General features: G+C 46.4%; 14 protein-coding genes. 1 reads left to right on the top strand and 13 read right to left on the bottom strand.

Annotated features, from left to right (window positions below; genetic code table 11):
• Positions 1–9 precede the first annotated feature (9 nt).
• From FME95_RS00925 to glnT, 7 genes are all read right to left on the bottom strand, one after another.
• Positions 10–1,257 (bottom strand): FAD-dependent oxidoreductase, encoded by a 1,248-nt coding sequence (locus FME95_RS00925; protein WP_147712298.1) that lies wholly within the window; start codon positions 1,255–1,257, stop codon positions 10–12.
• Positions 1,258–1,385: 128 nt separating this feature from the next.
• Complete coding sequence (folD, locus tag FME95_RS00920) at positions 1,386–2,258, bottom strand: bifunctional methylenetetrahydrofolate dehydrogenase/methenyltetrahydrofolate cyclohydrolase FolD (protein ID WP_147712296.1); 873 nt, start codon at positions 2,256–2,258, stop codon at positions 1,386–1,388.
• Between the two features lie 118 nt (positions 2,259–2,376).
• Positions 2,377–3,240: a formyltetrahydrofolate deformylase gene (gene purU, locus FME95_RS00915; protein WP_147712294.1), complete on the bottom strand. Its 864-nt coding sequence runs from the start codon at positions 3,238–3,240 to the stop codon at positions 2,377–2,379.
• A gap of 67 nt (positions 3,241–3,307) precedes the next feature.
• A complete protein-coding gene (locus FME95_RS00910) occupies positions 3,308–4,639 on the bottom strand; it encodes an FMN-binding glutamate synthase family protein (protein WP_147712292.1) in 1,332 nt (443 codons plus the stop codon).
• A 58-nt stretch (positions 4,640–4,697) separates the two neighbouring features.
• On the bottom strand, positions 4,698–5,381 hold the full coding sequence (locus FME95_RS00905; protein ID WP_147712290.1) for a GltB/FmdC/FwdC-like GXGXG domain-containing protein: 684 nt from the start codon (positions 5,379–5,381) through the stop codon (positions 4,698–4,700).
• A gap of 26 nt (positions 5,382–5,407) precedes the next feature.
• The gene (locus FME95_RS00900; protein ID WP_147712288.1) at positions 5,408–6,313 is read right to left on the bottom strand and encodes a class II glutamine amidotransferase; all 906 of its coding nucleotides are present in this window, start codon (positions 6,311–6,313) and stop codon (positions 5,408–5,410) included.
• A gap of 390 nt (positions 6,314–6,703) precedes the next feature.
• Positions 6,704–8,035 (bottom strand): type III glutamate--ammonia ligase, encoded by a 1,332-nt coding sequence (gene glnT / locus FME95_RS00895; protein WP_147712286.1) that lies wholly within the window; start codon positions 8,033–8,035, stop codon positions 6,704–6,706.
• Positions 8,036–8,320: 285 nt separating this feature from the next.
• Between glnT and FME95_RS00890 the strand changes: the two genes are divergently transcribed.
• Positions 8,321–8,914 carry a helix-turn-helix domain-containing protein gene (locus FME95_RS00890; protein WP_147712284.1) on the top strand — a complete coding sequence of 198 codons (594 nt, stop codon included), beginning with the start codon at positions 8,321–8,323 and terminating at the stop codon, positions 8,912–8,914.
• Between the two features lie 18 nt (positions 8,915–8,932).
• On the opposite strand, the gene FME95_RS00885 is transcribed toward FME95_RS00890, so the two are convergent.
• The 6 genes from FME95_RS00885 to FME95_RS00860 all read right to left on the bottom strand — a co-directional run bounded on the left by FME95_RS00885 (position 8,933) and on the right by FME95_RS00860 (position 14,004).
• Positions 8,933–9,250, bottom strand: a complete 318-nt coding sequence (locus FME95_RS00885; RefSeq protein ID WP_147712282.1) for a DMT family transporter — start codon at positions 9,248–9,250, stop codon at positions 8,933–8,935.
• Positions 9,251–9,328: 78 nt separating this feature from the next.
• Entirely contained in the window at positions 9,329–10,168 is an 840-nt protein-coding gene (gene fghA, locus FME95_RS00880; protein WP_147712280.1) for an S-formylglutathione hydrolase, read from the bottom strand.
• A gap of 102 nt (positions 10,169–10,270) precedes the next feature.
• A complete protein-coding gene (locus FME95_RS00875; protein ID WP_147712278.1) occupies positions 10,271–11,404 on the bottom strand; it encodes an S-(hydroxymethyl)glutathione dehydrogenase/class III alcohol dehydrogenase in 1,134 nt (377 codons plus the stop codon).
• 76 nt (positions 11,405–11,480) lie between these two features.
• On the bottom strand, positions 11,481–12,500 hold the full coding sequence (locus FME95_RS00870; RefSeq protein WP_147712276.1) for a heme-dependent oxidative N-demethylase family protein: 1,020 nt from the start codon (positions 12,498–12,500) through the stop codon (positions 11,481–11,483).
• A 23-nt stretch (positions 12,501–12,523) separates the two neighbouring features.
• Positions 12,524–13,474, bottom strand: coding sequence for a PDR/VanB family oxidoreductase (locus FME95_RS00865; RefSeq protein ID WP_147712274.1), 951 nt, complete (start codon positions 13,472–13,474; stop codon positions 12,524–12,526).
• The gene (locus tag FME95_RS00860; protein ID WP_147712272.1) at positions 13,474–14,004 is read right to left on the bottom strand and encodes a dimethylamine monooxygenase subunit DmmA family protein; all 531 of its coding nucleotides are present in this window, start codon (positions 14,002–14,004) and stop codon (positions 13,474–13,476) included. Before FME95_RS00860 ends, FME95_RS00865 begins: the two co-directional genes overlap by 1 nt.
• Positions 14,005–14,293 lie beyond the last annotated feature (289 nt).

The raw sequence follows: 14,293 nt of genomic DNA, 5'->3' as shown, positions 1-14,293 counted from the left end.
AGCGCTTAACTAATGACTCGCCGCCGTAGCGCCCATTTCATTAACCTGCTGAAAACGACCGAATCGATCTAATGAGAAGGGTGCGATCAGCTCCGGCACCTTGCCTTGGCTGGCGACTAACTGCGCCATGGTTTTGCCGCAGATCGGTGTCGACTTAAAGCCCCAGGTGCCCCAACCGGCATCGAGATAATAATTTTGCACCGGACTTAAACCCATGATCGGGCTGTAATCGGATGTCATATCGGTTAAGCCAGCCCACTGGCGCATCAGTTTTAAATTCGCCATAAAGGGGAACATTTCAATCGCGTGTGCCAGTAAGCTTTCTTTCAGTTCTAACGTCGACTGGGTGTTGTACAAAGGGTACGGATCGGAGCCGCCACCAAATACAATTTCGCCACGGCCAGTTTGCTGCACATAACAATGCAACGCCGAGGAACTGACCAGTGGATCTAAAAAGGGTTTAAAGGGTTGAGTCACCATGGCTTGCAATGGATAGGTGACAATCGGTAAACGAATACCCGCCATCGCCGCAACCACAGAGCTGTGACCGGCAACCGCCTGAACGACAGAATGGCACTGAACGGTACCGCGATTTGTTTTTACCGCCGTCACCTTACCTTGCTCAACTTCAACGTCTTGAACTTCGGTAAGCTGATGAATTTCGACACCGCGTTTGCTGGCCTCACGAGCGTAACCCCAAGCCACTGCATCGTGCCGTGCTGTTGCGCCATCCATATGCCACAAACCTTTCAGCACCGGCAAACCGGCTGGGTTCATATTTAACGTCGGCACCAGTTCTTTGACTTGCTGCGCGTCGATCAACTCAGTTTTACCGCCAAAGTGTTTGTTTACTTCGGCGCGCTGACGAAAGGCACGTACGGTGGCGTCGGTATGCGCCAAGGTCAGCTGACCGCGACGCGAATACATAATATTAAAATCAAATTCGTTGGATAATTTTTGAAATAGCTTTACCGATTCTGAGTAAAACTTAACGCCTTCAGAGGTCATGTAATTAGAGCGAATCACAGCCGTATTACGCGCCGTATTACCACCGCCTAAATAGCCTTTTTCTAAGATCGCTACATTGGTAATGCCATGGTATTTAGCCAAATAATAAGCCGTTGCCACACCATGACCGCCACCACCAATAATGACCACATCGTAGTGCGGTTTTAGCGCCTTATTGGACGGTAAATCAGCATGATCACTAAACGGGTATTCGTGTTTTAAACCGTACTTCAATAACCCAAAAGGCATCGCTTTACTCCCTTTAAAAACGCAGACTCAAGCTATATAACTTTCTATTCAAAGATATAGTCGGCTACTCAAAAGATATAACCGGCTAAGCAAGCTATATAAACGACTAACAAAAAAGCCGCGCTAAATTAGTTACCTGAAAAACCCAACTGACGTTTCGCTGCAATTAGAGTGTTTTGCATCAGGCAGGCAATCGTCATCGGGCCAACACCGCCGGGCACTGGCGTAATGGCAGAAACTTTAGCTAGGCAGTCGGCAAAATCGACATCGCCCACCAGCTTGCGTTTACCGTCAACTTCTTGAGCGTTAATGCCAACATCAATCACCACTGCGCCCTCTTTTAACCAGCTGGCTTTTACCATTTCTGGCCGGCCAACAGCGGCAACCAAAATGTCTGCTTGGGCACAGAGTTGCTCAATATTTTTAGTGCGAGAATGCACCACTGTGACGGTACAGCTTTGCTGTAGCAACAGAGCCGCCATCGGTTTACCGACAATGTTTGAACGGCCAACAACCACCGCATGTTTGCCAGATAAATCACCCAGCTGCTGTTGCAACATGATCAAACAGCCTTGCGGTGTACAGGGCACCAACGAAGGCAAGCCACTACTCAACGCACCCACATTCATGGGGTGGAATCCATCAACGTCTTTGGCTGGAGAAATTCGCTCTAAGATCAGTTTTTCATCCAAGCCATCCGGCAATGGCAACTGCACTAAAATGCCATTTACCTGATCGCTGGCATTGAGTTCATCGATTAATGTCAGCAGCGTTTGCTGGCTCACATCTGCCGCTAAGCGGTGCTCTATACTGGTAATTCCCGCCTGCTCTGATGTGCGGATTTTATTACGCACATACACTTGGCTGGCGGCATCATCACCGACCAACACCACGGCTAAACCTGGCCGTTGTAAGCCTTGTTCAACTAACGTCGCGACTTCTTTTGCCACCGACGCGACAACCTCAAAGGCGACTGCCTTACCATCAATGATCGTTGCCATCTACTTCACCCTGCTTTGCATTCAGCTCGTTGCTTTAGGCGACTACTCGCCTAATAAAAATAGGCTAAGACGCATATCAACAGCTAGCACCTTAAGAGCTAGCCATTACGAGCAATATTTATTTAAAAATAACCGTCTTATTGCCATCCAAAAAGACCCGGCGTTCGGCGTGTAATTTAACCGCGCGTGCCAAGGCGACCGTTTCGGTATCTCGACCAACAGCCACTAATTGTTCTGGGCTATAGGTGTGATCCACCGGCTGTACAGCCTGATCAATAATCGGGCCTTCGTCTAAGTCGGCGGTGACATAATGCGCTGTGGCACCAATCAATTTTACGCCGCGATCATAGGCTTGGTGGTAAGGTTTAGCGCCTTTAAAGCCGGGCAAAAAGGAGTGATGAATATTGATCGCCTGACCACGCAATTGGGTACACAAATTATTAGACAGCACCTGCATGTAGCGCGCTAACACAACCAGTTCTGAGTCGGTTTCGTTAAAGGCTTCTAACAAGGCCGCCTCCTGCTCTGGTTTGTTTTCTTTGTTTACCGGCAAGTAGATATAGCGATAGCCTTCGCGTTCGGCCATCGGTCTTAAATCTAAATGGTTTGAAACAACGGCGGTAATTTCTAAGTTCAATTCACCCTTACGAATGCGGAATAACAAATCGTCTAGGCAATGATCGAACTTACTGACCATTAAAATAGTTTTTACCGGCGCCGACTCGTCGTGCATATCCCATTTCATCGAGAATTCTTCGGCGACGCTTTTAAAGCCCTCGCGCAATTCATCAATACCCAATGGTTTGACTTGCGGCTGAAAACTGGCACGTAAAAACAACTGACCAGAATCTTGGTCGTCGTAATGCGCCAGCTCACTGATGTAACAACCCTGCTCACTCAAGTAGCTGGACACGGCCGAAACAATGCCTCGGCCAGCTGGGCAATTAATTTTTAAGATAATGCTTTGACTCTCTGCAGCCATGACTGGCTCCTTATTGCTTTAATTTTTTAAATGCTTATGGCTTTTAAATTTGATTATGAATTTTCAATTATTTATCGGTAATACCTGGAATATAGTTGGTACCGGCCAAAGGCACTCGTGCCATTGCAGAGGACTCCATTGTCAGTGCAACTAAATCTTCAGGTTCCAGATGGCGAACATCATTTTTACCGCAAGCTCTGGCAATAACCTGTGCTTCCATAGTCATTACTGACAAGAAGTTAGACAAACGCTTACCAGCTTCTTCTGGATTTAATCGGCTCGACAATTCTGGGTCTTGAGTAGAAATCCCCGCTGGGTCTTTGCCGTCTTGGTAGTCATCGTAATAGCCCGCTTCGGAGCCAATTTTACGAAACTCTTCTGAGTATTTTGGACTGTTACAACCCAATGCCAACAGCGCTGCGGTACCAATAGAAACGCAATCTGCGCCCATAGCTAAACACTTGGCAACATCAGCACCGTTACGGATACCACCAGAAACCACCAGCTGAACTTTACGATGCAAACCCATTTCTTGCAGTGCCTGCACCGCTTGCGGAATAGCTGCCATGGTTGGAATACCGACATGCTCAATAAAGACTTCTTGAGTCGCTGCTGTACCACCTTGCATACCGTCTAAAACAATGACATCGGCACCGGCTTTAACCGCCAGTTTGACATCATAATAGGTGCGGGTTGCACCGATCTTAATAAAGATAGGCACTTGCCAATCGGTAATTTCACGCAGTTCTTCAATCTTAATGGCCAAGTCATCTGGGCCGGTCCAGTCGGGATGACGGCAAGCAGAGCGTTGATCAATACCCACCGGTAGCGTACGCATACCAGCAACACGTTCAGTCACTTTTTGGCCCAGCAACATGCCACCACCACCCGGTTTTGCACCCTGACCCAATACCACTTCAATGGCATCGGCTTTGCGCAAATCATCTGGGTTCATACCGTAGCGCGATGGTAAATATTGATACACCAGCGTTTTAGAATGACCTCGTTCTTCTGGTGTCATGCCGCCATCGCCAGTGGTTGTATAGGTACCGCAGGTACTGGCACCGCGCCCCAATGATTCTTTAGCATTGGCCGATAAAGCGCCAAAGCTCATGCCGGCAATGGCAATCGGAATATCCAGCTGCAATGGTTTTTTGGCAAAGCGCGTTCCTAAAGTAACGCTGGTATTACAGGCTTCGCGATAACCCTCTAATGGATAACGCGACATGCTTGAACCTAAAAATAATAGGTCGTCAAAATGCGGCAACTTGCGCTTGGCACCAAAGCCGCGAATGTCATAAATACCGGTTTCTGCGGCACGACGAATCTGCGATTGGGTAAACAGATCGAACGTTGCGGATTCACGCAAGCCTGCGTGTGGATCGATGGGTTTAGTCATAATAGTATCCCTTAATAAATTCTCAGTGAGTCACTGCACTAATTTTGCTGAGACAAGCTTAATAAGCAGACTGATTCGCGACATTAAAATGATAAAGTGTGCGAGCAGAACCGTAGCGACGAAACTCATTTGGATCGGCATCAATACCAGAACGATTAAGTAAGTCTTTAACGGTTTCTAAATGCTCAGCGCGCATTTCTTTTTCGATGCAATCTGCGCCTAAACCTTCTACTTTGCCACGCACAAAAATTTGCACCTCGTAAAGCGAATCACCCAAGCCATCGCCAGCATCACCACAGACTAAAAGATTGCCAGCCTGACCCAAAAAGCAACTCATATGACCGACGTTGCCTTTGACAACAATGTCGACGCCCTTCATGGCAATACCACAACGAGCACCGGCATTACCTTCAATCACTAACAGGCCGCCGTGCGCTGTTGCACCAGCCGACTGAGAAACATCGCCTTTAATACGTACGCTGCCAGACATCATGTTTTCGGCAACGCCTTGGCCTGCGTGGCCATACACGGTTACGTGCGCTTTTTGGTTCATACCGGCACAGTAATAACCGACCGGCCCTTTAATATCGACGCTGATATTTTGGTCGAGACCGCAGGCTAAATTGTGCTCGCCTTGGGCGTTTTCGATTAACCATTCGCGCTCGGTGCATTCAACCTTTTGCTCATGCAGTCGCTGATTGATCTGGCGCGTTTTGTGTTGTGTTAAATCCAGAGTTTGCATTATTGTCTCCTCAACAAAACGTTCGACTAATGAAAGGCGGCTTGCGACTGCTGCCAAACATAAATTTTTGCCGGTTCCGGCTCCCACAGTTTCGCTTTTTCGATATTTGGTAAGGTGCGCAAGGCTTGATATTCCGACGCCATGGCAACGTAATCATCGGTTTCTGCCAATACCGCTGGCTTACAAGAAATAGGATCACGTAGCACTGCAAAACCATTGGCTGTGCCAATCGCGAAGGTATAGAAACCATCGAGAGCTTTTAATGCAGACTCAAGCGCTTGCTCCAAGGTGTCACCGCAATTAAGCCGCCAGTTCAAATAGCCCGCCGCCACTTCACTGTCGTTTTCTGTGTGAAAAACAATGCCTTCACGTATTAGATCGCGGCGCAAACTGTTGTGGTTCGATAAAGAACCGTTGTGCACCAAACAAAGATCACTGCCGGTCGAAAACGGGTGTGAACCCAAGGTCGTTACCGCTGACTCTGTTGCCATGCGAGTATGACCAATGATGTGAGAACCCTTCATGCCAGAAAGCTTAAAGTGTTGGGCAATGTTTTCTGGCAAGCCAATTTCTTTAAGAATTTCGATCGACTGACCAGAGCTCAGCACGGTCAATTCTGGTGCCGCTTTCGCAACGGCTGCCGTAGCGGTTTTTTGATCGGTCGAACATTTAAAAACACCAACATTGGCGTTGTTAAACCAGTCCACGCTAAAAGACTTTTTCAGTGTTTCGGCCAACGCTTGCCAGTCGGTATCTTGCTCGCCACGAATGGTGAGTTTGCATTGCCCGTCAGTTACCGCATCACCATAAATAGCAAACCCAGCACTGTCTGGACCACGATCGGTCATCGATATCAACATCGGTTCAAACAATTCTCCGAGACGATTCTGCCAATCCGGATTTTTTAAGTACAAGCTCACAATGCCACACATAATTAGCTCCTTTGTAAAAGCGTCCGCTTAGTCTTGTCGGGCCACCCGAAAAGCACCAATAGGAATATAATATTACTCTCAGGAATAGCAGGAGACGTACCAACTTCCACCTAAAATACATAAGTGACTGATTTATAAAGATTTAAAAGAAATTAAACCGTTAAAATCGGTAACGCTGCTTGCTCTAACTGATAAAAAACCGCCTCATCAACGAGCATGCTGTTTTCTCTGAGAGTCAACTTGGCGCATTCACAGCATCTCTGGGAATGCGCCGATGGATCCAACCTTGCTAAACGGCTGTGCTGCAATTAGCGACAGCCGTTTTCATACCATCGACTTAATTAAATACAGACGTTTTAATACCATCGACGTAATTAAATACAGCCGTTATCAGAAAAATTCTAAATAACGTTTCACTTCCCAATCCGAAACGTGACGCATGTATTCAATCCATTCGTTACGTTTTACTTTTAGGAATTCATCGACAATTTCTGCACCCATACGGTCACGCAGAATTGTGTCGGCTTCGAGTGCATCTAACGCCTCGTTAAGGTTTTGCGGCAGCACGCCAATGCCACGCTGTTCACGTTCTGCTGCACTCATGGTGTACAGGTTTTCATTACAGGGCGCACCTGGATCTAGTTTGCGCTCAACGCCATCCATGCCTGCAGCAATTAACGCCGCGTGTACAAGGTAAGGGTTACAACCGGAATCTGGTAAACGGAATTCAAGACGACCATAAGGAATGCGCACCATCGCCGAGCGGTTGTTATCGCCATAACATTTATAAGCCGGTGCCCAAGTTGCACCCGAGGCTGCGCCACCAACGACTAAACGCTTGTAAGAATTGACCGACGGTGCGGCAAAGGCACACAAAGCTTCGGCATGATGCATCAGGCCACCAATAAAGTGATACGCCATTTCAGAAAGGCCTAAACCGTTTTCATCGCTGTCGTCACCAAATAGGTTTTTGCCGTCTTTGTCGCTCAACGATAGGTGAATATGCATGCCATTACCGGTTTTATCTGAAGCCGGTTTTGGCATAAAGGAGCACACCATGCCTAGGTCGTTAGCAATTTCACCACCGGCCATACGAACAAAGGTGTAGCTGTCGCAAGAGTCGAGTGCGTCACTGTAGGTGTAATTAATTTCAAACTGACCGTTAGCATCTTCGTGGTCGATTTGATAAACATCCAAACCGACCTGCTGTAGCGATTCAACAAAGGTTTCTAAAAACTGGCGTGAACGAGACAGGCCTTTATAGTCGTAACAGGGCTTATCCAACACATCGCTGTTATCGACCGTTTCAACCAGTCCGTCTTCGCGACGTTGGAATAAAGAAAATTCTGGCTCCAAACCTGTATTTAATGTCCAACCCTTTTCATCAAATGCTTTTAGCTGATTTTTCAAAACGACTCGACTGTCGTAAGGGTACGGCTCGTTGTTGACATAGCCGTCGCAAACGATGCGAGCATAACCTGGTTGCCAAGGCACCACGGTCATCGACTTTAAATCACCACGCGCCATAAAATCTGGCCCGTGCGGTTCCATACCTAAACCCCAAACTGCAAAGCCGGCAAAGCCTGCTCCGGTGTCGACAACATCTTGTAAACAATGCGCAGGCACCGACTTGGTTTTTGCAACACCGTGGATATCGACAAATTGGGCAAGCACATATTTGATATTATTTTCTTTAATAAACGCTTCTGTATTAACGGTCATGACTACTCTCCTCAGTATGGGCGCGCTTAAAATTTTTTAAGCAATTCGTACGCAAATGAGCGACTACATTGCCTGCTGTTATATCGAACAACCTCAGGAATATAATATTCCCAATAGGAAAGCAGGAGCCGTGCCAGTCATCGGCGAAAAAGGCTAAGCCTTTGATTTATATAAAATAAATTTTTTTCCTACGTCACACGCCAGAGATATGGCAAACTAGTTAAAACAATCTTTTCCATCTGTGCGCAACATTAATGCGTCGCATTTCCAATTTGGGGCAAATCGATGAACCAAAGCAAAGAAGATAAGTCATCCTTAGATCGTCACGTTGGTATTCGACTCAAGCGAGAACGTCTAGCTGAGGCATTAAAAATTACCGACATCGCTGCCATTTCTGGCATTAGCCAAGGCATGATTTCTAAAATCGAAAACGCTCAAGTCTCGCCCAGTTTAGAAACCATCGACAAACTCTGTAACGCCATTGGTATTCCGGTCGCTAAATTATTTAGCGATTACAATTTGCCAGACGGCGGTGCTCTTTTCACCAAAGCAGGAAACGGCATCGAGGTGGTGCGGCGCGGTACAGAAAAAGGCCACACTTACCGACTTTTAGGTTACCAACGCGGTAGTCATCGCCACCTAGAACCCTTTTTAGTCAGCATCGATGATCTCAGCGAAACCTTCCCTACTTTTTCGCATCCAGGTGAAGAATTTATTTATTTACTGAAAGGTAAACTAACCTATCGCGTGGGTAATAAGATGTACGAAATGACCGAAGGTGACAGCCTAGCCTTTAATGGTGAGCTGCCGCACGGGCCAGAAAAACTAACCGATGTACCGATAGAAATTTTATCGTTAATTTATTACTCAGATGATTAATAAAAAAACTAACAAAACCTAATGGGCTAAAAATTTTAGCCCAGCAACACCGCCAATAATCATCAAAATACAGGCAATGCGTAATAGACTTGCCGACTCATTTAAAAATGTAATGCCATAAATAGCTAACAACGCAGCGCCTATACCAGACCAAACTGCATAGGCAGTACCAATCGGTATGGTGCGCATCGCCAGCGACAATAAAAACAAACTAGCGACAATTAAAACCGCTGTAATTACCGACGGCCAAAATTTAGAAAAGCCATCACTTTGCTTTAAACCTATCGCCCAAAAAAACTCAAAAAATCCTGCTATTGCTAAATAAATCCAACCCATAACTACGATTCCTTATTCACTAATACCCAATAACATCTCGTTCTAATCTAGCAACAAGCTTTAATCTAACAACAGGTGTTAATCCAACAAATAACCAGCGTGAAAACGTAAGTGTTCTTCGATAAAGGTCGCAATAAAATAATAACTATGATCGTAGTCTGGCTGCATTCTTACTGTCGCTTTATAGTTTTTTCGGTTTAGCGTATCGAGCAAAAGCTCTGTTTTTAATTGCGCTTCTAAAAAGTCATCAGCACTGCCTTGGTCAATCAGCATTGGCAACTGTTCTGCACCCTGCTCGATCAAAGCGCAACTATCGTAACGCTGCCATACTGTTTGATCGTCACCTAAATATTGGCTCAATGCTTTAACACCCCAAGGGCAATTCATTGGACTAACAATTGGGCTAAAAGCAGAAACAGATTTAAATTTTTTCGGATTTTTTAACGCCAATGTCAACGCGCCATGGCCACCCATCGAGTGACCAGAAATACTGGCTTGCGAAGTCACCGGAAAATTACTTTCGATACAGGCAGGCAACTCTTCAACAATGTAACGCTCTATCTGGTAATGCTGATTCCATGGCGGCTGAGTAGCATTTAAATAAAACCCTGCGCCTAAACCCATGTCGTAAGCTGCGTCAGCATCGTCTGGGACTTGTTCGCCACGTGGTGACGTATCTGGTGCAACTAAGGCGATGCCTAGTTCTGCTGCAATACGTTGCGCCCCTGCTTTCTGCATAAAGTTTTCATCGGTACAGGTTAAGCCAGACAACCAATACAGCACCGGCACACTTTTTCCTGCCAATGCCGCTGGCGGCAAATAGATGGAAAACACCATGTCACACTGTGTTGCCGCTGAAGTGTGTTGATAACGTTGATACTTGCCAGCAAACAAAGCCTGACTACTGATAAGTTGCATGATTTTTTATCCTTACGCTTCGTACCGCTGGCAGCTTTAATCGGTTTTTATCGGCCAAGGCTATGAGCACTCACCAGCTCATAAGCCTTTGCGTTTAATCGATTAAAAGTGCACCACCGTACGAATACTTTTACCTTTGTGCATTAGCTCGAAAGCGTCATTAATATCTTCTAAGCCCATGGTGTGAGTAATGAAGTCGTCTAATTTAAATTCACCTTGCAAGTAGCGCTCAACATAATCTGGTAATTCGCTACGACCCTTTACACCACCAAAAGCCGTGCCACGCCAAACTCGCCCAGTGACTAATTGGAAAGGTCGAGTCGAGATTTCTTGGCCTGCACCAGCAACGCCGATAATCACCGATTCGCCCCAGCCTTTATGACAACACTCCAATGCCGATCGCATAACATTAACATTGCCAATGCATTCAAACGAATAATCGACACCACCATCGGTTAACTCAACAATAACATCCTGAATCGGTTTGTCGTATAGGGTTGGGTTAATGCAATCGGTGGCGCCCAATTTTTTTGCCAGATCAAATTTAGATTCGTTAATATCGATCACAATAATTCGTGACGCTTGCGCCATAGTTGCACCGATTACAGCAGACAAACCAATTCCACCTAAACCAAAAATTGCCACGCTGGCACCGGCTTCTACTTTGGCGGTATTCATCACCGCGCCCATACCGGTAGTCACGCCACAACCTAATAAGCAAACCTCTTCTAATGGCGCTTTAGGATTTACCTTGGCTAATGAAATTTCCGGCAGTACCGTATATTCAGAAAAGGTTGAAGTGCCCATGTAGTGATAGATAGGCTTGCCGTCTTTATAAAAACGCGTGGTGCCATCTGGCATTAAACCTTTGCCTTGGGTTTCTCGAATTTTTTGGCACAGGTTGGTTTTACCTGACGTGCAAAACTTACACTCACCACATTCTGGAGTGTAAAGCGGAATGACATGATCACCGACAGCAACACTGCTAACGCCTTCACCAACAGCGGCAACAACACCGCCGCCTTCATGGCCCAAAATACAAGGGAAAATACCTTCAGGGTCGTCACCAGAAAGCGTGAACGCATCGGTATGGCAAACGCCAGAGGCAACTATTTTTACCAACACCTCGCCTGATTTTGGCGGCATCACTTCCACTGTTTCTATACTCAGCGGTGCCCCCTGACGCCAAGCAACGGCGGCTTTAGATTCGATCATGCCGTTGGCATTTAATTTCATGTCACACTCCTAAAAAGTTGGCTCGTTTAGCGCAATGATTAATTAGCTGGCTAGGTCAAATAACTGGTTTTAGCAATCAGTTGGTTTGATCGAAATGAGCAAGGTAATCCACCACGGTACTGTGGTAACGGGACAAGCCTTTGTAATCAATCAGTGCTGGCGGCAAGGTTTTCATGACGCGATGTAACCGCTGCGCCCACTGTGGGTTAGTCACGATATCTTCTAGACTCATGAGATAGGTTCGGATGCTGAACATCAATGCATTGCTGCGCGGCATACGGTCGATCACTTGTAACTCAACGCGCAGGTAAACTTTTTCGCCGACATTTTCAGGCGTTACACTGGTACGTTCATGGCCCCATTCGTGGTAGTTTTCTGGCGCGGTATCCATGCGGGCATTAACTGTCAACGTCCAATTTAATCGACGCACCGGTTTACCTACTGGAATTGCCGTCAGGTATTTTAGTGCTCGGTCAAAAATACCCTCTTTATGCGCCATCGGCACCGGTCCGTGCCATTGTGAAAAACTCATTCCAGCATCAAACGCTAACGACCAATCGGCAGGGCAAGTAATGATACCGGCGTCCATAAATAGATCGCCGTCACGCTGGTCAAGCAGAGCAAAGTCACCCTGAACTTGTCGGCCGATATACTCTAACGGCGGCATCGGTAGCGAGTCGCTGTCGGCAAAAATAAAATCGTCTTTAATACCAAGCAGTTTGTTTTCCCACGTCCAGTGTTCACCCTCTTTGGTTAGTGAAAAATACTCTGGGTAATCTTCTGCCATCGAGGTCATGCAGCGTTCAATCATGTCCCAGCTGGCCAGTTCCATATGATCCATGGCTAAACAACGATGCGGCATTTCTTTTAACACCAACGAACGCTCGTGCATTTCTGAAAGGTAATGCTCATCAATGTCCAACAAATTTTCATACACCGAACCTTCGCCGTCTTTAGGCTCATGTGGTTCGATGTTTACGCTGTAACGGTATTCGTCTTCAGGAAACGGGAACGGAAATCGACGTATCGCTTCGGCACTGTTGGTATAGGTGAAGTCATCCCGGAAGGTTTGAATTTCTTTTGGTGCTAATCGCATAACATTACTCCACACAATAAAGCTTAAATATCCAAGACCAATCGATCACTCTTGGCACGGGACACACATGGCATCACAGCAGTGCCCGCCTGTTTTTCTGATTCCGATAAAAAGTTGTCGCGATGTTCAATATCGCCGTCGGCAACTTGGCAAACACACTGGCCGCAAACGCCGCCGCGACATAAATTAGGAATATCAACATTCGCCGCCTCTAAGGCTTCTAACATGCTTTCATCAGAACTAACCGAGACAACTTGACCGGTTTTTTTCAATTCCACTTCAAAAGGTTCACCTGGTGCAGGTGCGGCAAACTCTTCGTAATGAATCACACTGGCAGGAATACCAAAGGCTTCTGCTTGCGCCTTGACACTGTCGATCAATACTTCTGGGCCACAAATATAAAAGTGCGTACCTACCGTGCGATCAGACATAATCTGCGCCAGATCACAGCGTTGACTCTGGCTAGAATCGTAATCGAAAAAACGCTCGCCCAATTGCTCGGCCAATTCTTTTCGGTAAGCGCCGGTAAAGTCGCTACGATACAAATAATGTAATTCGTAATCGGCTAGGCGTCGTTCCAGCTCAGGCAAGTAGGACATAAAGGGCGTAATACCGACACCGCCGGCAATCAATATATGTTTTTTAGCTTGCCACTGTGGCGCAAATAAATTGGCTGGCGGTGAGATTTTTAATTGATCACCCGGCGTCACCTGCTGGTGCATATAAACCGAACCACCACGTGACTGTTCTTGCAAACGCACGGCTATTTTATAAACAGCGGTATCCAGTGGGTCGCTCAACAGAGAATAGGCATTCTTGATCGTCTTCTTTGCTGCGGGCATTTCAACAACCACGTGAGAGCCAGGAGAAAACGGATAAAATTCGGCGTTAACCGGGCTTAACGTAAATTCTCGAATCGACGGCGAAACATCGACCACCGAGGTCACTTCAACAAGGATTTGATCAGCACTCATCAGCTTAACTTCTCCGTTTTAGGAATATCCTGCGGATCTTCGGCATTGGCTTGGTAGGCAAAATAAGAAGCATTTTTACGCGAAAAATGATCAGTCACTAATAACAAACGACCACAACCAGCGCACGCCGAAGGGCTGTGTGTTACGCCTTGCGTTACCTGATAACAGTGGCAACAAAAAATGGCGCGGCCTTGGCTAGTCGGTTTAAAAAACTGCAGCTGATCTTCGCGTAAGCCCTCGGCAAAAAACAATTCAGCAACGACCCACATAAAGGATTCTTCACCAGCTAAATAAAGGCAGCTTGCCAGTGGTAATTCGGATACTAATTCAGCAACATTGGCTGCCAAATTTTGACTGTCGGCTACCACAATGAGGCTGCGCTCACCTTCCGCGCAGCTGTTAAAAATCGACTCAGCCGCGCCGGTTAACGGTTCGTTACTGACAAACAGATGATGCTGAGCACGAGGGTGCTTTACCACAGAGCGATAAACTGGCTTGCTGACAACCTCGGGTAAGATGTCTGACTGCATAATGCCCTCCTCTATTTAACGACAGCTCAATTAGGGCGATATGCCCAAACAAAAACTTAAATCACAAAACATAGGTTAAATAGTATTTTTAACAGCCATTTAAACAATCCCTTAGAAGGAGTACCCCGATGGGGGTAAGCATTGAGGTCAAGGTTGGATACAAAAAAAACACGGACTGCTTAGGGCAAAATAAATTTATTTATAAAATGCAGATCCACGCAAAAAGTCAGCATAAAAAAAGCCAGTAATCCAAAGGATTACTGGCTTTTATTTTAACGACTGCCGCAAG

Origin of the sequence: Reinekea thalattae, from assembly GCF_008041945.1 — a bacterium.
Taxonomy (GTDB): Bacteria; Pseudomonadota; Gammaproteobacteria; order Pseudomonadales; family Natronospirillaceae; genus Reinekea; species Reinekea thalattae.
Note: the sequence above shows the minus strand (reverse complement) of the source record. Positions and strands in the feature narration are given on the sequence as shown.

Bases quoted from the DNA above. Each gene is read 5' to 3' on its own strand.
- FME95_RS00925 (WP_147712298.1), bottom strand. From the start codon at position 1,257: ATGCCTTTTGGGTTATTGAAGTACGGTTTAAAACACGAATACCCGTTT.
- FME95_RS00860 (WP_147712272.1), bottom strand. From the start codon at position 14,004: ATGCAGTCAGACATCTTACCCGAGGTTGTCAGCAAGCCAGTTTATCGC.
- FME95_RS00910 (WP_147712292.1), bottom strand. From the start codon at position 4,639: ATGACTAAACCCATCGATCCACACGCAGGCTTGCGTGAATCCGCAACG.
- FME95_RS00890 (WP_147712284.1), top strand. From the start codon at position 8,321: ATGAACCAAAGCAAAGAAGATAAGTCATCCTTAGATCGTCACGTTGGT.
- glnT (WP_147712286.1), bottom strand. From the start codon at position 8,035: ATGACCGTTAATACAGAAGCGTTTATTAAAGAAAATAATATCAAATAT.
- folD (WP_147712296.1), bottom strand. From the start codon at position 2,258: ATGGCAACGATCATTGATGGTAAGGCAGTCGCCTTTGAGGTTGTCGCG.
- FME95_RS00905 (WP_147712290.1), bottom strand. From the start codon at position 5,381: ATGCAAACTCTGGATTTAACACAACACAAAACGCGCCAGATCAATCAG.
- FME95_RS00865 (WP_147712274.1), bottom strand. From the start codon at position 13,474: ATGAGTGCTGATCAAATCCTTGTTGAAGTGACCTCGGTGGTCGATGTT.
- FME95_RS00900 (WP_147712288.1), bottom strand. From the start codon at position 6,313: ATGTGTGGCATTGTGAGCTTGTACTTAAAAAATCCGGATTGGCAGAAT.
- purU (WP_147712294.1), bottom strand. From the start codon at position 3,240: ATGGCTGCAGAGAGTCAAAGCATTATCTTAAAAATTAATTGCCCAGCT.
- fghA (WP_147712280.1), bottom strand. From the start codon at position 10,168: ATGCAACTTATCAGTAGTCAGGCTTTGTTTGCTGGCAAGTATCAACGT.
- FME95_RS00875 (WP_147712278.1), bottom strand. From the start codon at position 11,404: ATGAAATTAAATGCCAACGGCATGATCGAATCTAAAGCCGCCGTTGCT.
- FME95_RS00885 (WP_147712282.1), bottom strand. From the start codon at position 9,250: ATGGGTTGGATTTATTTAGCAATAGCAGGATTTTTTGAGTTTTTTTGG.
- FME95_RS00870 (WP_147712276.1), bottom strand. From the start codon at position 12,500: ATGCGATTAGCACCAAAAGAAATTCAAACCTTCCGGGATGACTTCACC.